The 25080-nt window shown below is 59.2% G+C and carries 26 protein-coding genes; 12 read left to right on the top strand and 14 right to left on the bottom strand.

Translation table 11 applies throughout. From position 1 onward, the window contains the following. Nucleotides 1-11 precede the first annotated feature (11 nt). Nucleotides 12-1451, bottom strand: coding sequence for an aldehyde dehydrogenase family protein (locus Q1A51_RS15370; RefSeq protein ID WP_299600360.1), 1440 nt, complete (start codon nucleotides 1449-1451; stop codon nucleotides 12-14). A gap of 125 nt (nucleotides 1452-1576) precedes the next feature. On the opposite strand from Q1A51_RS15370, the gene Q1A51_RS15365 reads away from it, so the two are divergent. Beyond that, a complete protein-coding gene (locus Q1A51_RS15365; RefSeq protein ID WP_299600357.1) occupies nucleotides 1577-2227 on the top strand; it encodes a peroxiredoxin in 651 nt (216 codons plus the stop codon). 21 nt (nucleotides 2228-2248) lie between these two features. Here the strand turns inward: Q1A51_RS15365 and Q1A51_RS15360 are convergent, their stop codons facing one another. From Q1A51_RS15360 to Q1A51_RS15350, 3 genes are read right to left on the bottom strand one after another with little or no spacing between them, the layout of a single operon-like run. Continuing rightward, nucleotides 2249-3085, bottom strand: coding sequence for a glycosyltransferase family 2 protein (locus tag Q1A51_RS15360; RefSeq protein ID WP_299202713.1), 837 nt, complete (start codon nucleotides 3083-3085; stop codon nucleotides 2249-2251). Then, nucleotides 3082-3861 carry a hypothetical protein gene (locus Q1A51_RS15355; RefSeq protein WP_299600353.1) on the bottom strand — a complete coding sequence of 260 codons (780 nt, stop codon included), beginning with the start codon at nucleotides 3859-3861 and terminating at the stop codon, nucleotides 3082-3084. Before Q1A51_RS15355 ends, Q1A51_RS15360 begins: the two co-directional genes overlap by 4 nt. Then, nucleotides 3858-4976, bottom strand: a complete 1119-nt coding sequence (locus tag Q1A51_RS15350) for a rhamnan synthesis F family protein (RefSeq protein WP_299600350.1) — start codon at nucleotides 4974-4976, stop codon at nucleotides 3858-3860. The genes Q1A51_RS15355 and Q1A51_RS15350 overlap by 4 nt, the downstream gene beginning before the upstream one ends. A gap of 131 nt (nucleotides 4977-5107) precedes the next feature. Between Q1A51_RS15350 and Q1A51_RS15345 the strand changes: the two genes are divergently transcribed. Then, nucleotides 5108-5854 carry an FkbM family methyltransferase gene (locus Q1A51_RS15345; RefSeq protein ID WP_299600348.1) on the top strand — a complete coding sequence of 249 codons (747 nt, stop codon included), beginning with the start codon at nucleotides 5108-5110 and terminating at the stop codon, nucleotides 5852-5854. A gap of 464 nt (nucleotides 5855-6318) precedes the next feature. Here Q1A51_RS15345 and pnp read toward each other — a convergent pair whose 3' ends face one another. Then, on the bottom strand, nucleotides 6319-8454 hold the full coding sequence (gene pnp / locus Q1A51_RS15340; RefSeq protein WP_299600345.1) for a polyribonucleotide nucleotidyltransferase: 2136 nt from the start codon (nucleotides 8452-8454) through the stop codon (nucleotides 6319-6321). A gap of 171 nt (nucleotides 8455-8625) precedes the next feature. Then, a complete protein-coding gene (locus Q1A51_RS15335) occupies nucleotides 8626-9147 on the bottom strand; it encodes a hypothetical protein (RefSeq protein WP_299600342.1) in 522 nt (173 codons plus the stop codon). 153 nt (nucleotides 9148-9300) lie between these two features. On the opposite strand from Q1A51_RS15335, the gene Q1A51_RS15330 reads away from it, so the two are divergent. Continuing rightward, on the top strand, nucleotides 9301-9723 hold the full coding sequence (locus tag Q1A51_RS15330) for a hypothetical protein (protein ID WP_299600340.1): 423 nt from the start codon (nucleotides 9301-9303) through the stop codon (nucleotides 9721-9723). Nucleotides 9724-9893: 170 nt separating this feature from the next. Here the strand turns inward: Q1A51_RS15330 and rpsO are convergent, their stop codons facing one another. The 7 genes from rpsO to rbfA form a co-directional block, all read right to left on the bottom strand. Next, complete coding sequence (gene rpsO / locus Q1A51_RS15325; RefSeq protein WP_299202688.1) at nucleotides 9894-10163, bottom strand: 30S ribosomal protein S15; 270 nt, start codon at nucleotides 10161-10163, stop codon at nucleotides 9894-9896. 176 nt (nucleotides 10164-10339) lie between these two features. Next, nucleotides 10340-11293, bottom strand: coding sequence for a calcium-binding protein (locus Q1A51_RS15320; RefSeq protein ID WP_299600338.1), 954 nt, complete (start codon nucleotides 11291-11293; stop codon nucleotides 10340-10342). 91 nt (nucleotides 11294-11384) lie between these two features. Then, nucleotides 11385-11909 (bottom strand): DUF1643 domain-containing protein, encoded by a 525-nt coding sequence (locus Q1A51_RS15315; protein ID WP_299600336.1) that lies wholly within the window; start codon nucleotides 11907-11909, stop codon nucleotides 11385-11387. A 54-nt stretch (nucleotides 11910-11963) separates the two neighbouring features. Continuing rightward, entirely contained in the window at nucleotides 11964-12467 is a 504-nt protein-coding gene (locus Q1A51_RS15310; protein WP_299600334.1) for a hypothetical protein, read from the bottom strand. A gap of 173 nt (nucleotides 12468-12640) precedes the next feature. Further along, nucleotides 12641-13546: a tRNA pseudouridine(55) synthase TruB gene (truB, locus tag Q1A51_RS15305; protein ID WP_299600332.1), complete on the bottom strand. Its 906-nt coding sequence runs from the start codon at nucleotides 13544-13546 to the stop codon at nucleotides 12641-12643. Nucleotides 13547-13600: 54 nt separating this feature from the next. Next, nucleotides 13601-14338 carry a phosphodiester glycosidase family protein gene (locus Q1A51_RS15300; protein ID WP_299600330.1) on the bottom strand — a complete coding sequence of 246 codons (738 nt, stop codon included), beginning with the start codon at nucleotides 14336-14338 and terminating at the stop codon, nucleotides 13601-13603. Beyond that, a complete protein-coding gene (gene rbfA / locus Q1A51_RS15295; RefSeq protein WP_299202668.1) occupies nucleotides 14335-14730 on the bottom strand; it encodes a 30S ribosome-binding factor RbfA in 396 nt (131 codons plus the stop codon). The genes Q1A51_RS15300 and rbfA overlap by 4 nt, the downstream gene beginning before the upstream one ends. An 88-nt stretch (nucleotides 14731-14818) precedes the next feature. Here rbfA and dapB point away from each other — a divergent pair, with 88 nt between their 5' ends. Together dapB and Q1A51_RS15285 are read left to right on the top strand one after the other, a co-directional pair. Further along, nucleotides 14819-15634 (top strand): 4-hydroxy-tetrahydrodipicolinate reductase, encoded by an 816-nt coding sequence (gene dapB / locus Q1A51_RS15290; RefSeq protein WP_299600328.1) that lies wholly within the window; start codon nucleotides 14819-14821, stop codon nucleotides 15632-15634. Nucleotides 15635-15735: 101 nt separating this feature from the next. Further along, a complete protein-coding gene (locus Q1A51_RS15285; protein WP_299600326.1) occupies nucleotides 15736-16089 on the top strand; it encodes a dihydrodipicolinate reductase in 354 nt (117 codons plus the stop codon). 6 nt (nucleotides 16090-16095) lie between these two features. On the opposite strand, the gene Q1A51_RS24350 is transcribed toward Q1A51_RS15285, so the two are convergent. Then, nucleotides 16096-16407: a DUF1674 domain-containing protein gene (locus tag Q1A51_RS24350; RefSeq protein WP_366141816.1), complete on the bottom strand. Its 312-nt coding sequence runs from the start codon at nucleotides 16405-16407 to the stop codon at nucleotides 16096-16098. 86 nt (nucleotides 16408-16493) lie between these two features. On the opposite strand from Q1A51_RS24350, the gene Q1A51_RS15275 reads away from it, so the two are divergent. From Q1A51_RS15275 to Q1A51_RS15245, 7 genes are all read left to right on the top strand, one after another. Further along, the gene (locus Q1A51_RS15275) at nucleotides 16494-17780 is read left to right on the top strand and encodes an RsmB/NOP family class I SAM-dependent RNA methyltransferase (protein WP_299600324.1); all 1287 of its coding nucleotides are present in this window, start codon (nucleotides 16494-16496) and stop codon (nucleotides 17778-17780) included. Nucleotides 17781-17853: 73 nt separating this feature from the next. Beyond that, nucleotides 17854-19599 carry a heparinase II/III family protein gene (locus Q1A51_RS15270; protein WP_299600322.1) on the top strand — a complete coding sequence of 582 codons (1746 nt, stop codon included), beginning with the start codon at nucleotides 17854-17856 and terminating at the stop codon, nucleotides 19597-19599. Nucleotides 19600-19614: 15 nt separating this feature from the next. Next, a complete protein-coding gene (gene purH / locus Q1A51_RS15265; RefSeq protein ID WP_299600320.1) occupies nucleotides 19615-21198 on the top strand; it encodes a bifunctional phosphoribosylaminoimidazolecarboxamide formyltransferase/IMP cyclohydrolase in 1584 nt (527 codons plus the stop codon). 7 nt (nucleotides 21199-21205) lie between these two features. Further along, nucleotides 21206-21682 (top strand): signal peptidase II, encoded by a 477-nt coding sequence (gene lspA, locus Q1A51_RS15260; protein WP_299600317.1) that lies wholly within the window; start codon nucleotides 21206-21208, stop codon nucleotides 21680-21682. A 49-nt stretch (nucleotides 21683-21731) separates the two neighbouring features. Then, nucleotides 21732-22253, top strand: a complete 522-nt coding sequence (locus Q1A51_RS15255) for a DUF3035 domain-containing protein (protein WP_299202647.1) — start codon at nucleotides 21732-21734, stop codon at nucleotides 22251-22253. Nucleotides 22254-22348: 95 nt separating this feature from the next. Further along, nucleotides 22349-23698 carry a pitrilysin family protein gene (locus Q1A51_RS15250; protein ID WP_299600313.1) on the top strand — a complete coding sequence of 450 codons (1350 nt, stop codon included), beginning with the start codon at nucleotides 22349-22351 and terminating at the stop codon, nucleotides 23696-23698. Beyond that, on the top strand, nucleotides 23698-25014 hold the full coding sequence (locus Q1A51_RS15245) for a pitrilysin family protein (RefSeq protein WP_299601126.1): 1317 nt from the start codon (nucleotides 23698-23700) through the stop codon (nucleotides 25012-25014). The genes Q1A51_RS15250 and Q1A51_RS15245 overlap by 1 nt, the downstream gene beginning before the upstream one ends. The last annotated feature ends 66 nt before the right edge of the window (nucleotides 25015-25080 follow it).

Genomic DNA, 25080 nt, shown 5'->3' with positions numbered 1-25080 from the left:
GCCTTACGGAATTACTCGGCGGCCCAGCCGGAGACGGCTTTGACTTCGAGGAAATCTTCGATCCCCCAGATGCCGCCTTCGCGCCCGTTGCCAGACTGTTTCATGCCGCCAAAGGGTGAGCCTGCCGCGCGAGAGGTGCCGTTCATTTCGACCATGCCAGACCGCAGTGCTTGGGCCATGCGATTGAGCCGCGCATCATCCTGCGTCTGAACATAGTTGGTGAGGCCGTAGGGCGTGTCGTTAGCGATCTCGACCGCCTCCTCTTCGCTGTCGAAGGGGATGATGGACAGGACCGGGCCAAAGATTTCCTCGCGCGCGATGGTCATGTTGTTGTTCACGTCGGCAAAGATGGTGGGACGCACGTAATACCCTTTGTTGAATCCTTCGGGGCGGCCAGTGCCACCGGCGACCAGCTTGGCCCCTTCGTCGATGCCCTTCTGGATGAGGTCCTGGATCTTGGTCCACTGCACCTCGTTCACAACGGGGCCGATATGGCGGCCTTCTTCCGAGGCCGGGCCGACAGTGACCTTGTTTGCGACGGCTGCGGCTTCTTCGACCGCGTCATCGTATTTACTACGTTGCACCAGCATGCGGCTGGGGGCGTTACAGGACTGGCCGGTGTTGTTCATCATGTGCAGCACGCCGCGTTTCACGGCCTTTTCGTCGGCGTCGTCAAAGATGACATTGGCCCCTTTGCCGCCCAGTTCGAGGTGCACGCGTTTGAGTGTGTCGGCAGCGTTCTTCGAGATCAGGCGACCTGCGCGGGAGGAGCCGGTAAAACTGACCATGTCGACGTCAGGATGGCCCGACAGCACCGTGCCTACGCCGGGACCATCGCCGTTCACGAGGTTAAAGACGCCCGGAGGGAAGCCTGCCTCGTCCATCATCTCTGCAAAGATCATGGCGTTGAGAGGGGACTCCTCGGACGGTTTGAGGACCATGGTGCAGCCTGCGATGGCGGCCGCACCCACCTTGAGCGTGACCTGATTCATCGGCCAGTTCCACGGGGTGATCAGGGCCGCGACTCCGACCGCTTCGTAGATGATCCGGTCGTTCGGCGCGCGGTCGTTGAGCGGGCGGTTGAATTCGAACGCCTTGGCCGCGCGAATGAAATTTTTCAGGTGCCAAGTACCTGCGCCAACCTGCTGGTTGCGCGACATGTCGAGCGGGGCACCCATTTCGGATGACATGGCTTGCGCGAGGTCCTCGCCCCGTGTTTCATAAACCTCGATCAGCTTTTCGACCAGCGCGATGCGGTCGGCGACGGGCGTGGTCATCCAGCCGGGAAAGGCGGTCTTGGCCGCGGCAATAGCAGCTTCGGCATCTTCCCTACCGCCCAGCGAGATAACGGCCGTCGGCTCTTCGGTTGAGGGATCAATGACATGGTGGTCAGTGCCGTTTTGCGGGGCGACCCACTGGCCGTTGATATAGAAATCGCGTTTTTCAAGCATTCGGTCTCTCCCTTAGTTTGAATGGAATGTGGCACCGGCATGTACCGTCGGCAAGACGGGGGGATGAAAAGGCGTGCGCAATGCCTTAGGTTGCGTCTGTCACTACTATCCCGACGGAGGACACCATGGGTTTGCGCATTAACGACACCATCCCCGACTTGACGGTTGAAACAGACCACGGCACGATTTCGCTGCACGACTGGATTGGCGATAGCTGGGCCATCCTGTTTTCGCACCCCAAGGATTTCACACCCGTGTGCACGACCGAGTTCGGCGCCGTGGCTCAGTTGGCCGACGAGTGGGCCAAGCGCGGCACCAAGGTGATTGGCGTGTCTGTGGACGGAGTCGAGGATCACAAGAAATGGAAGGGCGATATCGAGAAGGTGGGAGGTGCCAAGGCAACTTTCCCGATCATCGCCGATGACGGGCTGGAGGTGTCGAAGGCCTTCGACATGCTGCCTGCCGAAGCCTATCTGCCCGATGGCCGCACACCTGCTGACAGTGCGACCGTGCGGTCGGTTTTCATCATTGGCCCAGATAAGCAGCTAAAGCTGTCGATGACCTATCCGATGACTGTTGGCCGCAACTTTGCCGAGGTGGTGCGGGCGCTCGATGGCTTGCAGATGTCGGCCAAAGGTGTTGCGACACCGGCAAACTGGGTGCCTGGCGAGGATGTAATCATCCCGCCAACCGTGTCAAACGAGGACGCGAAGGCCAAGTTCGGCGAGTTCGAGACTGTCCTGCCGTATCTGCGCAAGACCAAAGCGCCAGAGTAACATGTCTTGGTCCGGCCTTGTTCAGGGGCCGGGCCATCCGAAATGATCGATCATAGCCGCGATTTGGTTGTCATTGCCACCTGCGCTGTTAACGGTGAGCAATCCACCCGTAGGGTCTTTCACCCATTCGAGGACACGCCGACGTTCGCCTGTCATGGCTGCCCGTCCGCCGGTCAACCTGTGCATCCAGTAGAACCAGACATCGTCCGCAGTTGGGCAGAGTTGTTGCGCCAGTTCCCAATTGGTTGCGATGGGCGCAAGCGCCCCCGGTGCATATAGAATGCCCCCAACGCCGGTCGGGAAGATGAGCCCACTCGGTTCCCGTCCACCGGGGGCGTTCTGGTCCCATTTGTCGTAGGTATCCGGGAACCCCTCCGGAGTGAGCGCCATGCGGTGTCCACGGCCGCAGACAACCTTGAGGCCCAGATCCATATGAACATCCAATATCGATGCCAGCCAGTCTGGCCCGTAATGCACGTCGTCATCCGCGGTGACGATGGTTGCTTCTGGCATCTCGGTCAGGAGTGGCATCAGTTTCTTGTAAGAACGCATGTCGGGGCAGGTCGCAATTTCAAGCCCGTCCTTTTCGAGGGCGCGCACTTCAGCCGGTAGCGCAGCAATATCCTTTTCGGCGATCCAAAGGACGGTGCGGTCGGCCTTGACTGTTTGCTGTAGAAGGCACCGGAGGGTCAGCGCCAGTTCCGGGTAGCGCGGAGGGTAGCTTGTGAGCGATACAACCAGAGGCGTTGTGAGCTGGTGCGGGTCACCAATCACGGAACGTGTCGCGATTTCCGAACGACATCTGCGGATGCGCTTGCGATACTTGCGCGCGCGGTTCCACTCACGAATAAAGTTCATGGGGTTTCCCAAGCGTCCTTGAGCCAGTTTACGTCGCCGATGCGGCGGTACCATTTGCTGCCCTTGCCGGACAGAGCGTCGTGCATCTTGGGTTCGCCCGCGAACACGACGATGCGGGCACCCTCGGGCAGGCTCGGGTCGGAAAGGTAACTGCGCAGTCCGCGCGGGACGCAGTGGTTCTTAAAGCTGACGCACCAATCTTCGGGCCAATACGCGAGATGCCCATTTTTGGCCAGCTGTGCGGATTGGAACTGTTGAGAGATTTCGAATTGCGTGGTCGCGGCCGCGGGATCAGCGAGATAGGCATCAAGGACGTAGCTGTGCGCGCCGATTTCGTACCGAAAAACGGATGAATTGCCGACGGAGGCAAGGAAGCGGTCCCGCGTTGGATTGATCCGGCGCAATGGCTTGGGTCGGAATAGCGAATCGTCCCGAATGATACGGAATGGTGCGTCATCTTCGAAGAACGGATCGAGCGATCCGACCACGATCAGATCAAGGTCGAGGAAAAGCGCGGTGCCTGAGAGGCCAAAGAGATTTGGAGAGAACAGGCCCAGTTTGCGCCATCGTGTGTCTTCGTGCCCGCCAGGCAGGCACATGTCGGGAAGTGGCAGCGCCTCGATCCCATCCGCCAGGCCAGTCGTATCGTCCGTGAAACAGATGAAGCGATGGGGGTGGGAAAGGTGTCTTGCCACCCCAAGCGCAAGCCGGTTGACGTATTCGGGGCCATAGAGCGTGCCCCATTTCATTGTCAGGATCAGGACGGGGACTGTCATCGGACCGTTGGATGATCGGTGGACGCGCTATCCCACTTCGCGACTTCTTCGCGTACTTCAGGCAGAAAATCGTTGTGTAAGCCAAGGCGGACTAGTTCCCGTCGCATCGCAATCATTTCGTCACTGTACGCTTTTTTTAAAAATGGGAAGCCAAATTTTACCATAATATAAGGATGCATTGCAAAGCTGTAGAACAACGCTTGATTCTTCTCTATCCGCTCTCTTAAACGATCTCGGGCGTTCAAAGCAGATAGGCGCCCGCTATCCATCGAAGGCAGGATGGATTTCGCACCCCCGTCTCGCAACTTGCACTGGTGCTTTATTATCGCATACATTTCGTTTTCGTCGCTGGCATTCAAAATGTAGTCGCGCACCTGCTTCCAGTTGTACATGGCGCCGATTTCATAGCCCAATTTCTTGAAGTAATTCCCCATTTTTAATTCTCGAAGCTTGATAACCATTCTCTTCGAATTGATAAGTGGCATTCTTTTCCAATATCTCCAAAATCTCCGATCTTGCATTATAGAAAAAGAAAAGCGAAAAAAGAAAGACTGGATATGCTCGTCGTCCAGTAGCCCTTTCTCTCGAGGCTTTGCGTCGAGGCTTAAGAAAATACCCCAAACATCTTCCTTCGCGGCACGACTCTGGTAAATTAGATCTGTCGTGCTCGATAGTGGTAACCATATGCTATCATTCATGACATAAAGAAATTTTGGAGTTATCCTTCGGTCATAAAGTTGTAGAATACCCTCACGATAACCCCCAAAATCGTAGCCGATATTCGGTCGCTCGACGATCAAATAACATAATTTTTTCAGTGCTTCGCGGTCTTTGAATGCTAGATTCGAGTTTGAAACGACCACCACAGACATACCAGCGTCAGAGAGCCATTTGATCTGAGTGATTGTGGATTCAAGCAGCCCTGATGGCTGAAAAATTAATAATATTGACACCTCGTCACGAAGATCTGAGATGCCCTGATATACTTTGACGCGAGACTTTCGACGAAAATCATAAAGAAGCTTTCTAAAATACCCAAATATAGGTATGATAAAGCTACTAGCCTGCCGCCCAATGCGAATGCTCTCGCGCTTAATTTTCCACAAAGGCACCACGTTCTACATCCGTGCTATTTCATGCGCATTTATAGAAAATGTACGTTCGGAACACAATGCGCAACAGCAGTTGATCGTCTGCAGTCCATCGTTTAAGCTATTCCTCTATGTGCTAAACGCCGTTGTTAAGGATGGAGGATCGATTGCGTCTATTTAGGAAAAAGCGCAAACGCGATCCAGAAGAGAAGTACCGGCTTGCGCTGGCAGCAGGCGAGCCAATCTTCTATCGGGGAATTCGAGTGCCCGTGTCTGCCGATGTCATGCCTATTCCGGTGCTGGTGGCGCTGGATCTGGACAGCTACGAGGAGCCCGAACTGGAGGCTGCGTCCGCGCTCATGCAGCCGGGCGATCGGATGTTGGAGCTCGGCACCGGGTTGGGTATTGTTTCAAGTGTTCTTGGAAAGCAGTTTCCTGATTGTCAGATTGTCAGCTATGAGGCAAACCCGGTTTTGATCCCGCATATTCACGCGCTACATCAAGCAAACGGGATCACCAACGTGGCTGTTCATAACCGCCTGCTTGAGCCGAACCCGCAAGTTGAAAGCCGTCCGTTTCACATCCATTCGTACTTTACCGAAGGCTCGATCAAACAAACGGCTCAGAGCCTCAAGGCAATTGAAGTTCCGGTGGAAGACTTGAACACGGTGATCAAAAAATTCGACCCTACGATCGTGATGTGTGATGTTGAAGGTGCGGAGGAACTCGTTATTCCGCAAGCAGATTTGGAGAACGTGCGTGCCCTCGTCCTGGAGTTCCATCCGAAGCTATTGTCTCGGACGGCAGTTAAGTCGATCTTTGACAGCTGCGCGAAGCACGGTCTCTATCCGTGTATCGAGCACTCATCCCAACAGGTGATCGCTTTCGAGCGAGTGGAATAACACAGTGGTCCCGATTAACTTGCGATCAAGCCGGGATCGGTATCAACTTCGTCGGTTCCTTTGAGGCGCATTTTCCGCTGGATGGTGCATTAGCCGGTGCCTAAAAAGGTTGATGCTTGTTGGATGTGCACTGATCTTGTGTAATATTTCGATCCTGCCGCATTCCAGACAGAACGAGGGATGCCCGGGTCGACATTGAAGATAGTAACCGGGAATATGTTTCAGAAAGAAACCACTGGGTCCGCGGCGCGACGAGCCCTGCTAATTTCTAATGGATCATTCTGACCTGTTCCATTTCGGGGTGCACCATGATGTTGGCGTCGCGGCTTTTGAGGTGGTTTGCTCCGGCAGCATAGGCCTCTGAAGTCCGATCACCATACATGGTGTTCAGGCCGCCGCCTGTGGGCCCACTGTCAACGGACTTGCGTGCGCCCGATCGCGGCCGGGCGCACGCGCGTACGAGATTACTCGACCGCGGGCTCTTCTTTCTTGATCTCTTCGCCGGTTTCCTGGTCGACGACTTTCATCGACAGGCGGACTTTGCCGCGATCGTCAAAGCCCAGCAGCTTGACCTTGACCTCTTGACCTTCCTTCAGGACGTCCGAAGGATGGTTGAGGCGGCGGTTTTCGATCTGGGACACGTGCACCAGGCCGTCGCGCTTGCCAAAGAAGTTCACGAAGGCGCCGAAGTCTACGATCTTCACAACTGTGCCGGTGTAGACCATGCCTTCTTCGGGTTCGGCCACGATCGAGTGGATCATGTCGTAGGCTTTCTTGATCGAGTCGCCGTTGGGTGATGCGATCTTGATGATGCCGTCATCGTTGATGTCGACCTTGGCGCCCGACACTTCGACGATTTCGCGGATCACTTTACCGCCCGAGCCGATGACCTCACGGATTTTGTCCGTGGGAACCTGCATGGTTTCAATGCGCGGTGCGTGGACCGAGAATTCCTGCGCGCCGGTGATGGCTTTGCCCATTTCGCCCAGGATGTGCATCCGACCGTCCTTGGCCTGTGCGAGGGCTTTCTCCATGATCTCGGGCGTGATGCCTGCGATCTTGATGTCCATCTGTAGCGAGGTGATGCCGTTTTCGGTGCCCGCCACTTTGAAGTCCATGTCACCAAGGTGGTCTTCGTCACCCAGGATGTCGGACAGGATGGCGTAGCTGCCGTCCTCTTCGAGGATCAGGCCCATAGCCACACCGGCCACCGCGTTCTTCAGTGGAACGCCTGCATCCATCATCGACAGCGAGCCGCCGCAGACGGAAGCCATGGAGGACGAGCCGTTGGATTCGGTGATTTCCGACACCAGACGCACGGTGTAGGGGAAGTCGGTCGAGGCAGGCAGCACGGCTTGCAGCGCGCGCCATGCCAGTTTTCCGTGGCCAATTTCGCGGCGTCCAGGAGGACCCACGCGACCCGCTTCACCGACCGAGTAGGGCGGGAAGTTGTAGTGCAGCAGGAAGTTGGATTTGAAGTTGCCATGCAGCGCGTCGATGAATTGCTCATCGTCGCCGGTGCCCAGCGTGGTCACGACCAATCCCTGCGTCTCACCACGGGTGAAAAGCGCGGAGCCGTGTGTCCGGGGCAGGAGGCCGGTCTGGCACACGATGTCCCGGATCTCGTCTGTCTTACGACCATCGATGCGCGTGCCGGTTTTGACGACGTCACCGCGCAGGATGGACGCTTCGAGCTTTTTCAGGGCGGAACCGAGGTTGGCATCTTCTTGCTGCTCTTCGGTCAACGCTTCGATGATGGCGGTGCGGGCGGCGGCAACAGCACTTGTGCGCTCTTGCTTGTCGCTGATCGCGAAGGCTTCGCGCATCTGAGTTTCACCAGCCGCTTTGACCGCTTCATAGAGGTCCGAGTAGTCGGGTGCCTGGAAGTCGAACGGCTCTTTCGCAGCGTCTTCGGCCAGCGCGATGATCAGGTCGATCACGGGCTGGATTTGCTCGTGTGCGAAGTTTACCGCGCCCAGCATCTCAGCTTCGCTGAGTTCGTAGGCTTCGGATTCCACCATCATCACGGCGTCTTTGGTGCCGGCCACAACCAGGTCAAGGCGCTGGTCGGGGTTCAGGCGCAGGTCCTGCATGTCGTCGACGGTGGGGTTCAGGATGTATTCGCCATCCTCGTAACCCACGCGCGCACCGGCGATGGGACCCATGAACGGCGCGCCAGAGATGGTCAGGGCGGCGCTTGCCGCGATCATTGCAACGATGTCGGGGTCGTTGACCAGATCGTGCGACAGCACGGTGCACATCACCAGCACTTCGTGTTTGAAGCCGGAAACGAACAGTGGCCGGATCGGACGGTCGATCAGGCGGGCGGTCAGTGTTTCTTTCTCGGTGGGCCGCGCCTCACGCTTGAAGAAACCGCCGGGGATCTTGCCCGCGGCGTAGTATTTTTCTTGGTAGTGGACGGTCAGGGGAAAGAAGTCCTGGCCTGGTTTGGGTGACTTGGCAAACGTCACGTTTGCCATGACGCTGGTTTCGCCCAGCGTGGCAATGACGGAGCCGTCTGCCTGACGGGCAACCTTGCCGGTTTCCAGTGTGAGCGTCTCTTCGCCCCACTGCATCGATTTTTTCGTCTCGTTAAACATCAAGTGTTTCCTAAATTGGCCGGATGGCCATTTGCGTAGGGGGCGTATTCCCCCTGACCCCGGTATCTTCTTTTGTCGGGCGCTGAGGTCCGGGCGCCAGGCTTTCAGATTTTGCGCGCATACAGCACTTTTGCCGGAAATGAAAGCGTTGGGGTTGCGGCGCATTCGCGCTCAGGTCCACGGTTTTTGTGGCGGTTTGGCAAAGGCTATGGGTGCGTCGGGGAACAGGTCATCAATCTGACTGTCGGGTGCCGCTGTGCCCCATTTCTGCATCCAGCGCGTGGGCGGGGCGAGAGCGCCGCCCGGAGACCATTCGAAGTACCCAAGCGCGCCGGGGGCAGGGATGGGATCGCAGGGTTCGGGGTCTTTCAGCGTCAATCCGGCTTTGCCGCCGAACCATTCGCTGCCGGATTCAGTGATTATGCCTGTGACCTCGACCGAGCCGATGATGGCTCCGCGTGGCAGGTCGAGCGGGCGAGGGCATTTGACCCCGTGCTTTTCGAGTCGCCAGTGAAGGTAGCGAAATTCTTCTTCCTTCAGTCCAGCGGCGGCGTGGAGTGCTATGCGTCCAGGTGTCATGCGCCCGGCATGGATGGAGCCGAGCGTGCGGTTTTCGATCGGTTTGTGACCCGCGATGATAGCCCAAGCCGAGGGCTGGCGGACCGAGAGGGCGATGCGGGGTAGGTTGGTCATGTGGTGTGAGTTTAGCTGCCTGTGTTTTCGTGTCCAATTCCTTCGCGACAGTTTTGCCAACTACGATGAAAACAAAGGGCCGCAGTTCAACTTGGGCTTGCAGGCCGCAAGGTCACGTTTATTGATGGGTGAAACAAGAACTGGACAAGTATAATGAAGATCAAACTCGCCTATATAGTACTATTTGTGTGTGGAGTTGTATTGGCTGCATGCAACTCGCCCGAAGAATTGGAACGCAAGAATGCAGAGTTCCAGAAAAAGCACTTTGCAGGGACAAGTGCGTCTGGAAATCCACGATACCTGCGGGGGGTGGCTACGAAGGAGCACGTCAAGCCGGAAAGCTTTTTCGGCGCTGTGACCGATGAGAGTGCGCGCAACATGCCCGTGTCAAAGCTGCCTAGGCTAACATCCGAGAGCATTCCGACCCGGCTGTTTCAGCAATGGTGCGAGAGGGATGGCTATTCAGCCTTTCGTGTGACCGGTACTGAGCACAAAGGCGATTTCAGAGTGCAGGTGGCTAGCTGGGGTAGAACCTATTTTCCCATTTATGACGTCACTGCGGAGTGTACGCGCTAAGGGAGAAATTTGCATGATCCGGTGATCCTTGGACACGCAATTGGCAAGGGGTTTGGCGCGGCTGTAGGCCGTTTCCGATGTCTGGCTTCGCTTCACTGGTTAGACTGCTGCTAAAACGCAAGAAAGCCGCGCTTCTAGCGCGGCTTTCTGACTTTGGTGAAGGCAGCTAATTAGCGGCGCAGGCCCAGGCGTTTGATGAGGTCGGTGTACCGCGCCTCTTCCTTGCCTTTGAGGTAGTCGAGCAGCTTGCGACGCTGGGCAACCATTTTCAGAAGGCCGCGGCGGCCGTGGTTGTCTTTCTTATGTGTCTTGAAGTGCTCGGTCAGCGTGGCGATGCGCGAGCTGAGGATGGCAACTTGAACTTCGGGCGAGCCGGTGTCGCCTTCCTTGGTGCCATATTCTTTCATCACGCGTGCTTTTTCTTCAGCAGTGATCGACATCGGAATCTCCTTTTCAGGCTAGAGTGAGACGCCGCCGGCCGGGATGTCGTCCAGCACGGGGCCAAGTACCCGGGCAATTGCCGAGGATGAGCGCGTATAGGAGAGATTCGCAGCGTTGGCAACTTGGATCGCGCGGTTGGTGAACAGCGTGGCCAATGCGCCTGCGCTGCTGCAGGTCAGAACGAAGCCATTCCCGCGCTTTGCGCAAGGCTGAGTGGCATCAAGGCGATATCGTCGATCGAAATCTCGGCCCCGTTCAGCACGTGCGCCACCGGCACTCCATTCATCATTACTTGTGTGATGCTTGGGTCGTCGGGGTCCAGTTGCAAAGAGATGTGGGGCTCTTCCTCAGCGTCGTCGTGGATCAGCAGAATGTTGTCCTCTTCCGCATCGAAATCCATGATCGTCGCAGCGTGACCTTCGGCGATCCAGTCACCTGCAACAATTGTGTCAGCGCCGTCGCCTGCTGTGACCACGTCCTCTTGCCCTGCGATGATGAGGTCGTCGCCGCCGCCGCCGTTCAGATAGTCATTGTTGCCCGAGCCATCCAAATCGGCTGACGCTGCAGAACCAAGTGCGCCTTCGACGCCGTTCAGCACGTCGTCGCCCCAACCGCCAAACAGCGTGTCTTCGCCCTCTCCGCCATCCAGTGTGTCGTTGTCGAGGCCGCCATGCACTGCATCATTGCCCTCGCCGCCAGAAAGACTGTCAGCGCCCATGGAACCGTGCATCGAGTCGTCACCTGCGCCGCCATTGATCGTGTCGTCGTCGTCGTGGCCGTAAATTTCGTCTTCGCCACCGCTGCCATGAATCACATCCGCACCATCATCGCCGTGGAGCGTGTCATCTCCCATCCCGCCGTCGAGGGTGTCGTCCCCTTCCTCGCCACGCAAGGTATCATCGCCGTCTGTGCCGGTCAGATCGTCATCGCCATCGGTTCCAAGCGTGAGCGTGTCATCACCTATGCTTTCGTCGGTGATCGCCGTGTCATCGTCGCTGGTTCGGGTAGTTTCCCCGCCAGTGACTGATGTGTCATCCGCCGTTTCCTCGCCTTCCTCCACCGGCACCATGTCGATCACGCCGACAGCGCCGACCGCCACAAGTCCCATCAATCCAGCAAGCCACAACATAACGTATTCCAAGCAACGGGCGCATTTGCCCAAGGGTAAATTACCGCAATCCACGGATTGGAACAAAGCCTATCCCGCAAATTGGTTAACGTCAGGTAACGTCAGATCCGTTTTCCCAAGGTTCCGGCTGTTGTGCGTATGGTAGGTACAACGGGTGTTTGGGGTGTCCGGCCTTGGACAGGCCCAGGTGATAGAGCGGACGATCGACATTGCGTAACAGCGTTGCCACATGTGTTCCGCGATCCAGGTGCGCGCCATGTGTTCCCCAGGCTGCCACCACGTCGTGTGTCCATGTCGCCCGTTCCAGAATGCTTTCGTCGTTTTCAGGCCCGACCGGATCGGTGGCAGTCCGCATCGCGCGTGGATCGGTGTCGCGCCATGCGAAGATGTTGGTGACAGCAAAGCTGCCATAGCCGAGGGTCCGCGCCCGTCGTTCGCAGCGTTCGACGGTTGGGTCGTTTTGCACCTCGGTCGCCGTGGATGGGTTCAGCATGACGAAGTTCACGCGGCGTCCCGTGTCATCCCAGATGCGTGTCAGGCTGTAGCGATACCGCTCGCAATCGGAGTAGACGGCGGTCGAGGGCGCATCGCCCTTGGTGTGGGTTCGAACGATCATGGGGCGGTTCTGCCAGTCGCAGACCGCCCCATCAATCGGTTTGTTCAGGTGTTCTTATTGAGCGGGTACGGCCACGGGTTTGGGGCGCAGGTCCAGGACAGCACCCTTGGCCTCCATGATGCTCGCGGCAACCAGAGCGTAGACGATATGGCCCCACAGAGCGACCCAGGTGATGCCGGTGAAGCCGAGGAACGGTTTGTTGCCGGTCACCAGGTGCGCCATGACGTAGAGCGCAAACACCCAAAGCGCGATGCCGTAGACCACGGCCGTGATCGACCAATGCAGGCGGGGCATGACGGCCAGCTGGATGGGACGGGCAATGGCGAAGTAACCAACGGCATAGAAGATCAGGCCGGTCAGGGCGTGCAGCAGGTGTGCCGCGCCCGAGGGGTTTGCGCCAAAGATCGCCTTGAGCGATGCGCCTGCCAGTCCGACTGGGGCCAGTTTTGCATAGCCGAAGAGCGGGCTCAGCGCCTGGCCGAATGCGTCGAATGCGATGGTGGCGAATGCGCCAGCGGTCAGAACGGTGCCAACGGTGCGGAGGGTAATTTGGGTCATATCATCTCTCATCGGTTTTGGGCGTTTCAAACTTGATGAGGTAAATGTGGACTGAATAGTTCCTAATTCATAGAGCACTCACGCATGGCTTACCTGGGGTCCGTAAATTGTAACAATTCTGCGGGACAACTGGTGGAATTCCTGACCAGAAAGTGCCGGTGGCGGACCGAGTGTTACAGGTTGAAGACCCGTGCGGGGTGCAATTCGCCTGCCTTGTAGCGCCCGACAGCAACCGGTTTGCCTTCAAAGGACGCCCAGCACTCTTCTCCGTATTCGACGTCCGCCGCCAGGACCATGCCGGGGTTGCCGTTGCGCAGCCGCGCGACCCCTTCGGCTGTGGCCCGCAGTTCGGGCAGATCAGCCAGCCCTTCGGAAATGGGGCGCAGGTGCTCGTCCAATGCGGGTGTCTGCGCCATCTCTTCGATTTGGTCGAAGGTCAGGCCATCGGCGGCTTCGAACGGGCCGGACCAGATACGTCGCAATTCACGCACGTGACCGTAACATCCCAGCGCTTCCCCCAAATCGCGCGCGATTGAGCGAACATAGCCACCTTTGCCGCATACCATCTCCAGCTCGACATGATCGGGATCGGGTCGGTCGGTCAGTACAAGTTCCTCGACCCATAGGGGGCGGGCCTCAATCTCGACATCCTCACCATCACGGGCGAGTTTGTAGGCGCGCTGGCCGTCGATCTTCACGGCGGAGAACTTGGGCGGAACCTGCATGATGTCCCCGACAAATGGACCAAGCGCATCTTTGACCTCGTCATCTGATGGGCGGGTGTCGGATTGCGCGATCACCTCTCCTTCGGCATCGTCAGTATTGGTGGCCTGTCCCAGCCTGACGGTAAAGCGGTACGCCTTGAGTGCGTCGGTAATGTAGGGGACCGTCTTGGTCGCTTCGCCCAAGGCGACGGCCAGAACGCCGGTGGCTTCGGGATCGAGGGTGCCCGCGTGCCCGGCCTTTTTGGCTTGCAGCGCCCATCGCACTTTGTTCACGACCGCAGTCGAGGTCAGGCCCGCAGGCTTGTCCACCACCAACCAACCGGAAATGTCGCGCCCTTTGCGTGAACGGCCCATGTCACCCTCGTTTTTGCGTGAGGGCTGCCGCCTATCGCAGGGCCGTGGCTCTTGTCAATTGCCGGTCTCGACCGTGCCGATGATGGGGCCGACGGCAAAGCCGAAATCGTCCCGGTTCAGGTCGGGTGCGTAGAGGCGCGAGATGTTGCCATCAAAGAAGAGCGCGTTGGGCAGTTTCAGGTGATCCCGGTACAGGCTGCCGAATTCGTAAAAAGTGACGGAGTTGTTCGAGATGGCAAAGATCGCCTTGGACCCGTCCGCCGTGGTGCCCACCCCGTTGCGGATAAAGCGCGAAGTGCTGTCAGGCAGAAAGCGCGGATGCAAGTTGCCATCGATCACCAGCATCGGCCCGGATTGCGTGGCAAAGGTGCAGTCGGGCGACTGATCCACATAGTCCAGTGTTTCGAACACGTCAGCCCGCCCGGGTCGCAGGCACAGGATGCCGTTGGGCAGCAATCCGAAATTGCCGGGGCCGGGGTTGGCGATCACACGCATGACCTCTTTCCCATTCTCGACATAGTGCCCCACCGGCGCGCGATCCTCGTGATACATGCCCGCGTTCATGCCGAAGCTGAGTGTTTCGCCATCTGATTGCAGGGCGCGGTCCACTGCGTTGAAGTGGCCGTATGGCGCGCCTCCGTCATTATACAGGAACAACCGCAGCTCTTCTTTGGCCGCATCGACCGTGCAGATGGTGTAGCTGTTGTCCTGATACCGGATGTCTTCGCAGGTCACGGCCCATGCGGGCAGCGCCCATGACAGCAGCACAAGTGCGGCTGCCCTTAGCATCATGCTTCGGTATCCCGCCGCACCGCATCCTGGTTCAGCATGCGCCGCGTGTCGTCCATCCGGTCAAACGTCTCGTCCAGTTGGAACCGCAGGTCAGGTGCAAATTTCAGGGCCAGTTTCTTGGACACCGCGCGCCGCAGCTCGCCCTTGTTGCGCGCCAGCAGCTTCAGGACGTCCTCTTGCCCCTGACCTCCCAAAGGCAGCACATAGGCTGTCGCGATCTTGAGATCCGGAGAGGTGCGCACTTCGCCCACCGTAATGGACATGCGATTGAGGTCGGGGTCATGCACGTCACCGCGCGCCAGCACCTCGGACAGAGTGCGGCGGATCAGTTCACCCACGCGCAGTTGCCGTTGCGAAGGGCCGGGACCGTCATGAAACTTGTTCTTTGCCATCTTCCCCATCTAAGACAGGCGCTGACCTTTGCCAAGCGCGGCAGGGCAAGCTAGTGAAGCGGGAAACCGCCAAGAAGGGGTGAGGGACATGTCAGATTTGCCAGGTGTCGTGATTGCGGGTGCGTCTGGCCGTATGGGCCAGATGCTGATTGAATCTGTGCTGAAGGATGACCGGATGCACCTTGTTGGCGCGCTCGAGCGCCCCAGCCACGACTGGGTCGGGCGCGATGTGGGAGAGGTAATGGGCGGTCAGCCTTTGGGCGTCATGGTGTATGACGATCCGCTGGAACCGATGGCCAAAGCGCAGGCCGTGATCGACTTTACCGCACCGGAGGCGACGATTGCCTTGTCCAAGATCGCGGCACAGGCCCGCGCGGCGCACATCATTGGCACCACCGGCATGAGCGATGAGCAGATCGCCCAACTGGAACCTGCGGCGCGGCATTCGCCGATTGTCCGGGCGGGCAACATGAGCCTTGGTGTGAACCTGTTGGTGCAGTTGACCAAGCAGGTCGCTGCAGCGCTGGATGAAGATTTCGATATCGAAGTGATCGAAGGACATCACCATCACAAGGTCGATGCGCCCTCTGGCACGGCACTGATGCTGGGAGAGGCCGCTGCCGAGGGTCGTGGTGTTGATCTGGCGCAGGTGCGCGATGCGGCCCGTGACGGGATCACCGGCGCGCGCAAGCGGGGCGATATTGGTTTTTCCGTTATCCGCGGCGGCGATATCGTGGGTGAACATGAGGTGTTGTTCGCCGGAGCAGGCGAACGGATTGTGCTCAAGCATATGGCCACCGACCGGGCCCTGTTCGCCAAGGGCGCTTTGCGTGCGGCCTTGTGGGCCCAAGACAAGGCGCCGGGGCAGTACGATATGCTCGATGTACTTGGAATGCGCGGATAAACGCCCCCGGGCAGCCGTATTTTCACCGCCTGAGTGAACCAATTCACCTGATCATGCGTAAACGTTGGCAAAGGACGCCATCGCGTGAAGGTGCTTGTGATATGCGTATGATGATGCTTGCGGCGGCTGCCGCGCTTGCTACCGGGCCTGCTCTGGCTGACCTTGTGAAGGTCGATGATCAGCAGAGATTCGTGCAACTGGTGAATGGCAAGACGCTGACGCGTCCGTTTGTGAAGTTGAACGTGAAACCGGATGGTAAAATCGAAGGGCGCGGTGCGCGCTGGGATGTCGAGGGCACGTGGTCGTGGAAAGACGGATACTTCTGTCGAGACCTGTTCTGGGGTGGCGATGCCTTGGGCTACAATTGTCAGGAAGTACAGGCGACGGCTGACGGACGTATCAAGTTCACGTCTGACCGGGGTGCCGGTGACAGCGCGATGTTCCGGCTGCGCTGAGCGCGATCAGAAGTCGACCGCAATCCCTTTTTTCTCCCAATCCCCATAGCGGACGGGCTCCGGCCCGTCTCGGCCTCCCAACTCGGTTGGCAGATCCATGTTCTTGGCAGCCTTGCGCCGCTTCTCTGCCTCGGCCAGCGCGCGCTGGGCGGCGGGGGGCAAATCGGTATCTGTTTGCGGGGGCACTTCCACTGGCGTTTCCGGCGTAGGTGCGGGCGGGTCCGGTTGCGGCGCTTCGGTCGGTGCGGGGGCCGGTATGGGGTCTGGCGTCGATGGGATACCCGGCGGTGCGTCGGGGCGATTTGGGTCGTCTGACATCGTGGGTTCCTCTTGGATCATGCCCTTGATATACGCCCAACCTTCGGCGCCGCAAGCGGGTGCGACAGCAAGGATCGGGAACAGAGATGAGCGACAAACCGGCAAAAGATGGTGGCCTGCCCGCGCGCCGCAGCGCGATTTACCTGCTGGATCAGATCATTGGCGAGGGCAAGCTGTTGCCGGAGCTCATCGGGGCGGGCGCATTGGATCGCCTCGACCCAGCGGACCGTGCCCGGGCGCAAAGGCTTGCCACCGAAACCTTACGTGGGATGGAACGCGCCGACCGACTCCTGCAAAAACATCTTCAGAAATACCCACCGCTGACCGTTCGCAATGCACTGCGCGTCGGGACAATTGAGCTGTGCGCGGGCGAGGCCGCGCATGGGGTCGTCAACTCGATGGTGAATGTCGTTTCGCGCCACAAGCGCTATGGGCATCTCAAGGGTCTCGTGAATGCAGTCCTGCGCAAGGTGGCGGACAAGGGGCCAGAGCAATGGCCCGCCCTGCGCACCCCGCGCCTGCCCAAATGGCTGCGCGGCCCGCTGGTCGAGGCTTGGGGTGGTGAGGCTGTGTTGGCCATGGAAAGCGTGCAGTTCGAAGGCGCGCCGCTAGACTTGAGTGTGAACGGCAACGCAGCGGATGTGGCCAAGGCCGTTGGTGGCAAGGTGCTGCCCACCGGATCAGTGCGGCTGATGGATGCGGGCCAGGTCTCCGCCCTGCCGGGGTTCACGGAAGGTCAATGGTGGGTGCAGGATGCTGCCGCTGCTATCCCGGCCCGCGTTCTGGATGCGCAGAAGGGCGAGGCGGTGCTGGACCTGTGCGCGGCCCCCGGTGGCAAGACGTTGCAGCTGGCCGCGACGGGTGCTGATGCTACTGCGGTCGATATTTCCGAAGGGCGGATGGAGCGGGTGAAGCAAAACCTTGTGCGCACCAAGCTGACGGCCAAGACGCAGGTGGCGGATGCGTTTGAGGTGACGGGGCAATACGATGCCATTTTGCTCGACGCGCCTTGTTCGGCCACAGGTACGATCCGTCGCCACCCTGATCTGCCCTTTGCCAAAGATGGGTCAGAATTTGGCGCGTTGATCGATCTGCAGGCGCGTATGCTGGATCACGCTGTCACCCTGCTCAAGCCTGGGGGACGTATGGTCTTCTGCACATGCTCGCTGCTTCCCGATGAAGGCGAGGTTCAGGTGGAAGAGGCCCTGGGCCGACATCCATCTCTGACCGTCGATCGGGACGCCTTGGACCGTCCGGGCATCGACCCGGCATGGATCACGGAAGAAGGCGGATTGCGCCTGCGCCCTGACCATTGGGCGGATCAGGGCGGCATGGATGGCTTCTATGTCGCATGCTTGCGCAAGACCGACTGACATCGCGTGACTTGCGCGTAGACACCCGCTAAAGTGCTGCTCAAAACGCCGTAGACGCGTAGAGGCAGAGAGCATGTCCACCCTGAGCGGGCTGACCGCACGAAAAACACGGTTCCTGAACCGTTGGCACGCACGCCGTGCAACCCAGGCCAAGGCGGTGACGGCTTTCGTGTCGTCCCCGGAGCCGCGCACCATCGGCAGCTTTGCCAAGGGGCGGCAGCTTGTGGCGGGGAACTACCTGTTCGCGGGCGCATTGATCGAAGCGAAAGGCATGATGATCTGGGAGATCAACGCCCCGGACCGCGCCTATCTTGACGAAATTCATGGCTTTGCCTGGTTGGATGACCTCGCTGCTGTGGGGGATGCATCGACCCGCGAATTGGGTCAGAGGTGGTTGTGGGGGTGGATCGAACGGTTTGGCCGTGGGCGTGGACCGGGCTGGACCCCTGACCTGACGGGCCGCCGCCTGATCCGCTGGATCAACCACGCCCTGTTTTTGCTGCGCGGTCACGAAGTGCCGGCCACCGATGCGTTTTATCTTAGCCTCGCGCAGCAGACCCGCTTTCTGGCGAAGCGTTGGCAAGCTGCGGCGCCCGGCCTGCCGCGCTTCGAAGCGCTGACCGGGCTAATCTATGCAGGTCTGGCACTGGAGGGGATGGAGGATCTGACCCCGCCCGCTGTCGCGGCCCTGGCAAAGGAATGCAACGACCAGATTGACGAACAAGGCGGTTTGCCGACCCGCAATCCCGAAGAACTGCTTGAGGTTTTTACCCTGCTGACATGGGCCGTAGCCGCGTTGGAGGAAGCCGCGAAACCCGTGCCAGACACGTGCACCGCCGCCATCGAACGGATCGCCCCGACTTTGCGCACCTTGCGCCATTCCGATGGTGGCTTGGCCCGCTTCCACGGTGGCGGGCGTGGACAGGAAGGGTGGCTGGATCACGCGCTGGCGGCATCCGGCGTCAAGACGCGGCAGCCGGATGGATTGTCCATGGGATATGCGCGGCTGAGCTCGGGGCGGACAAGTGTGATCATTGATGCCTCGGCCCCTCCCAAGCCCGAGGCCGGGCACAATGCACATGCCTCCACCCTCGCCTTTGAAGTGACGTCTGGCCGACGTCCGATGATCGTGAATTGCGGATCCGGTGCGAGTTTCGGTGCCGATTGGCGCCGAGCAGGCCGCGCCACACCGTCGCATTCGGCGTTGTCGTTGGACGGGTATTCCAGCGCGCGTCTGGGCGATGCGGAACGGGCTACGGCTCGTGAGACGCTGATCGATGCGCCGATCCATGTTCCTATCGAAATCAATCAGGCCCCTGATGGATTGCGCTTTCAGGGTGGACATGACGGCTATGTCCGGACCCATGGTCTGACTCACGCACGTCAGCTTGAATTGACATTTGATGGGCGGGGCATCGCCGGCGAAGACATGTTGCTGGCCATGGAAGATGGCGAAAAACGGTTATTTGACAAGGTGATGGACACCAAGAAACTGGCGGGTGTCCCGTTCGATATCCGCTTTCACCTGCATCCGGAAGTGCATGCCGAACTGGATATGGGTGGGTCTGCGGTGTCCATGGCGCTGAAGAGCGGAGAGCTATGGGTGTTCCGCCACGACGGCACCCGTGACCTGTCGCTGGAGCCGAGCGTGTATCTTGAGAAGGGGCGGCTCAAGCCTCGTGCCACGCAGCAGATCGTGCTGTCGGGGCGTGCGATGACATTTGCCACCCGTGTGCGCTGGTCCTTGTCCAAAGCGCAGGAAACTGCCATGGGCATCCGCGACCTAAGCCGGGATGAACCCGGCGAGGTATATGACTAAAGGAATGCTGCCAACATGATCGACCTGACCCTCGTCCGCCGTGCTTTGATCTCCGTGTCCGACAAGACCGGACTGGTCGACTTTGCTACCGCACTGGCCGGTCATGGGGTTGAGCTGTTAAGCACAGGCGGGACTGCCCGCACGCTGCGCGAGGCCGGGCTTGCGGTCAAGGATGTGAGCGAGGTCACTGGCTTTCCCGAGATGATGGACGGTCGCGTCAAAACGCTGCACCCGGTTGTGCATGGCGGTCTGCTGGCCTTGCGCGACAATGATGATCATGTCGCCTCGATGACCGAACACGGGATCGGTGCCATCGATCTGGTTGTCGTGAACCTGTACCCGTTTGAAGAAACCGTCGCCAAGGGCGCGGAATACGCCGAGGTGATCGAGAATATCGACATTGGTGGCCCGGCTATGATCCGCTCGGCGGCCAAGAACCATGGCTTTGTGAACATCGTTGTGGATGTCGAGGACTACGATGTCGTGCTGACCGAATTGGCAGCGCATGACGGTCAGACAACCTATACCCTGCGCCAGCGGTTGGCACAGACCGCCTATGCCCGGACGGCGGCCTATGACACGGCGGTCAGTACGTGGATGGCGGCTCAAGTAGATGAGATCCCGCGCCGTCGCACTTTTGGCGGGCAGTTGGCCCAGACCCTGCGCTATGGCGAGAACCCGCATCAAGCGGCAGCGTTCTATACCGATGGCTCCGCCCGCCCAGGTGTTGCGACAGCCACCCAGCATCAGGGCAAAGAACTGTCCTATAACAACATCAATGACACGGATGCTGCGTTTGAGCTGGTCAGCGAGTTTGCGGGCCAAGGCCCCGCCTGCGCGATCATCAAGCATGCCAACCCTTGTGGGGTTGCGACTGGTGAGACGTTGAAAGAGGCCTATAGCCGCGCCTTTGATTGCGACCGCACGTCAGCCTTTGGTGGGATTATCGCGCTGAACCATGAACTGGACGCGGAAACCGCCAAGGAGATCACCGGTATCTTCACCGAAGTGGTAATCGCGCCAGGTGCAAGCACCGAAGCGCGCGAGGTGTTCGCCGCCAAGAAAAACCTGCGCTTGCTGACGACAAACGGGCTGGCTGATGCCTCTTCCGCGGCGCTTGCCGTCAAGCAAGTGTCGGGTGGCTTTCTGGTGCAGGATAAGGATGTGGGCCGTATCAGCCGCGGCGACCTAAAAGTTGTGACCAAGCGCCAGCCCTCCGATCAGGAGCTGAGTGATCTGCTCTTTGCCTGGATCGTGGCCAAGCACTTGAAATCCAACGCGATCATTTACGTCAAGGATGGTGCAACCGTGGGTGTCGGAGCAGGCCAGATGAGCCGGGTAGACAGCACGCGGATCGCAGCACGCAAGGCGCAGGACATGGCCGAGGTGATGGGCCTGTCTGCACCGCTGACCCAAGGATCGGTTGTCGCGTCGGATGCATTCTTTCCCTTCGCCGATGGTTTGATCACAGCGGCAGAGGCCGGCGCTACCGCCCTGATCCAGCCCGGTGGATCAATGCGTGACGATGAGGTGATTGCCGTCGCGGACGAGGCCGGGCTGGCGATGGTCTTTACGGGCATGCGGCATTTCCGGCATTGAGGGCTGAATGAAACTGCTCTGGATCTCTGCGGCGATCGCCTTTCTGCTCGACCAAGCGTCGAAATACTGGGTAATCCACGTGTTGGGCGTGTCGCAATTCAAGCCCATTGATGTGCTGCCGCCGCTGCTGAACTTCCGGTACGGCGAAAACCGGGGGATCAACTTTGGTCTGTTTGGAGACGGCACCAGCGTGTGGGCTCTGATCGCCGTCGCGATCATGATTTGCGTAGGCGTTTTGTGGTGGGTTTGGAAACATCCGCAAGGGCGACTGGCCTACGCGAGTGCAGGTTTGCTGATCGGCGGGGCACTCGCCAATGTGCTGGACAGGTTGCTTTATGGCTTTGTTCTGGATTTCCTGAACATGTCGTGCTGCGGTATCAACAATCCATTTGTGTTCAATGTCGCCGACATCTTTATTTTTGCGGGTGCCATCGGCCTTGTCTTCTTCGGCAGCGAAGGCGCAGCACGGAAAAAGGGCGCGTGACAAGGTGGGCGAAGCTGCGATAAAGCTCGCTGACAAAGGGAGACTTTCGATGCGACTGATCGCATGTGCCATGATAGCCGTGACCTTCCTCGCTGCTTGCGAGAACAAGGGCCTGCGCCAGGTAACATCGCGTGGTGACGGTCCGGATGAATTCATTGTCGTACCGTCAAAGCCGCTGGAACAGCCAGAAAGCTTCTCGGCCTTGCCGCAACCTACACCCGGCGGGTTCAATCGGACAGATCAGCGCCCACTGGAAGACAGCGCGGCGGCACTGGGGGGGCAACGGTCCTCTCCAAATGCTCCGATTCCCGGGGCAGATGGCGCTTTGGTCAACCATGCCAGTCGTTTCGGCCGGGATGCCAACATTCGCGCGACACTCGCTGCCGCTGATGCAGAGTTTCGCAAGCGTCAATCCCGTTTGACGCAGATCCGTATCGTGCGTGAGGATGTCTACAACCAAGCTTACCGTCGCGAGGCCCTTGACGCAGCCAAAACGGCACGCACGTTCCAGAATGCGGGCGTTCCCACCCCAACGGCACCGGCACTGGCAACGCGTCGGCGGCGTCGCTAAGCGTCCCTTCGCTCACAAACCTGCCAGTAACGCTTGATCCGCGGCGGTGTGGCCGTATGTGTTGATCAATGTAAACTGCCGAGGTTGTTCCCGACATGCTCCGATTGCGCGCCGCACTTGCCGGCCTTGCCCTGACTGTTTCGTCCTTTGCCGTGCACGCAGCACAGGAAGCGGTTACAACCTTTACCCTTGATAACGGGATGCAGGTGGTGGTGGTGGAAGACCACCGGGCACCGGTGTTGCAGCATATGGTCTGGTACAAGGCGGGCTCTGCAGACGAACCCGTCGGGTCATCTGGTGTCGCGCACTTCCTTGAACACCTGCTGTTCAAGGCGACCGACACGCTTGCCGATGGCGAACTGTCGGCCACAGTTGCGGCCAATGGCGGGACTGACAATGCGTTCACAAGCTATGACTACACCGCGTATTTCCAACGCGTGGCGGCGGATCGTCTGGAATTGATGATGCGGATGGAAGCTGATCGCATGCGCAACATCAACTTCACGCCCCAGAATGTCGCGACCGAACGCGATGTGATCCTGGAAGAGCGTAACCAGCGGACTGACAGCAATCCACGCGCTCTGTACTCGGAACAGATCAATGCCGCGCAATATCTCAATCATCGCTACGGCGTGCCGATCATTGGCTGGCGGCACGAGATGGAAGCATTGGATATGGACGACGCGCTGGGCTTCTACGACACGTACTACTACCCCAACAACGCGATCCTTGTGGTGTCTGGCGATGTAACACCGGAAGAGGTGCGTGAACTGGCGGACAAGTACTACGGTGTGATCCCGGCAAATCCCGATCTGCCGGAACGTGTGCGATCACAAGAACCCCCGCAGACGGCGGAGCGACGCTTGATCTACCGCGATGCGCGCGTGGGGCAGGAATATGTGAGCCGTTCGTATCTCGCGCCCGAACGCGATCCCGGAGATCAGGAAGCGGCAGCTGCGCTTACACTGCTGGCCGAGGTGCTAGGAGGTGGGCAGACAAGCTACATGACCGAAAAGCTGCAATTCGAGCAGCAAAAGGCTGTGTTCTCTGGTGCATTCTATCGCGGGACCTCCCTCGACGACACGACCTTTGACGTGGTGATCGTGCCTGTGCCGGGCCTTTCCCTCGAGGAGGCGGAGGCCGCCATGGACGAAACGCTTGCCCAGTTCCTTGACGATGGCGTGGACAGCGCGCTGCTGGAACGTATCAAGTACCAGTTGCGCGCCAGCCAGATCTACGAGCGTGACAATGTCGACGGCATCGCCCGCAGATACGGGGCGGCCCTGTCCGTTGGGCTGACCGTCGAAGATGTGCAGGCGTGGCCTGACATCCTTCAAGCCGTGACAGAGGAAGATATCATGGAAGCCGCCCGCATGGTTCTGAACCGCAATGCATCCGTGACCGGTTGGCTGACCCGTCCGCTCTCCGAGGAGGTGACACAGTGATCCGCATTTTCGCAGCCCTGACCATTGCCCTGTTTGCCACTCTGCCTGCCCGGGCCGAGGTGGATATCACCGAAGTTGTCAGTCCTGGCGGCATCACCGCGTGGTTGGTGCAAGAGCCGTCGATCCCGTTCATGGCGCTTGAGGTGCGGTTCCGTGGCGGCGCATCGTTGGATGCGCCGGACAAACGCGGGGCCGTTAACCTGATGACCGGCCTTCTGGAAGAGGGTGCCGCTGATCTGGATGCCCGGGCCTTTGCGCGCGAGTTGGAAGCTCTGGCCGCGTCCTTTGATTATGACGTGAGTGATGACAGTCTGGCGGTCTCGGCCCGCTTTCTGACGGAAAACCGTGACGAGGCGGTCGAACTGCTACGTAAATCGATCATTGAACCCACATTCGAGCAAGAGGCGCTGGATCGCGTCCGGGAACAGGTCCTGACGGGCCTGCGATCCGATGCCCAGGATCCGAACGAGATTGCCCGCGCCGCCTTCAACAAGATGGCCTATGGCGACCATCCCTATGGCTCCAACTATCGCGGTACAACTGACAGCGTGACTGCGCTGACGCGCGAGGACATGATCGATGCGCACCGCGCCGTTTTTGCTAAGGACAGGCTCTACGTCGGCGCTGTTGGAGACATCACGCCCGAAGAACTGGGTCCGCTCCTGGACGAATTGCTCGGCGCACTGCCAGACGAGGGCGCGCCGCAACCTGGCCCCGCAGATATCCTGATCGAGGGTGGAACAACCGTGGTGCCCTTCGACACGCCGCAATCTGTTGCCCTCTTTGGGCAGGCTGGAATCGAACAGGACGATCCTGATTTCTTTGCCGCGCGCGTTTTGAACCAAGTGATTGGAGCTGGTGGCTTCGAGAGCCGCCTGATGACCGAGGTGCGTGAGAAGCGCGGACTGACCTATGGCGTCTATTCCTTCCTCGTGCCGCAGGATCACGCTGCGACGTACCAGGGACAAGTCGCATCCGCGAATGATCGGATCGCCGAAGCTGTGTCAGTCATACGTGACGAGTGGGCCCGCGCCGCTGCCGAAGGTGTCACTGAGGACGAGTTGGAGGCCGCCAAACTCTATGTGACAGGCGCCTATCCTTTGCGATTTGACGGCAATGGACCTATTGCGCGAATCATGGTTGGCATGCAGATGCTTGGCCTTCCCATCGACTATATCGCGACCCGCAACGACAAGGTCGAGGCGGTGACTTTGGAGGATGTGAAGCGTGTGGCGGGCGAGTTGCTCGACCCCGATAGCCTGCATTTCGTCGTGGTGGGTCAGCCGGAAGGTCTGGAAACAACCGTCGCCAATTGAGTGCTGCGCACGCGCGACCTATTCCTGCTGACGAGGGGGCTGTCTGCTCCCTCGAACTCCCCTGAT

The sequence above is a fragment of the uncultured Tateyamaria sp. genome (assembly GCF_947496075.1).
In the GTDB taxonomy this organism is placed as follows: domain Bacteria; phylum Pseudomonadota; class Alphaproteobacteria; order Rhodobacterales; family Rhodobacteraceae; genus Tateyamaria.
The sequence above is the reverse complement of the archived record's forward strand: the minus strand, read 5'-3'. Positions and strand labels throughout refer to the sequence as shown.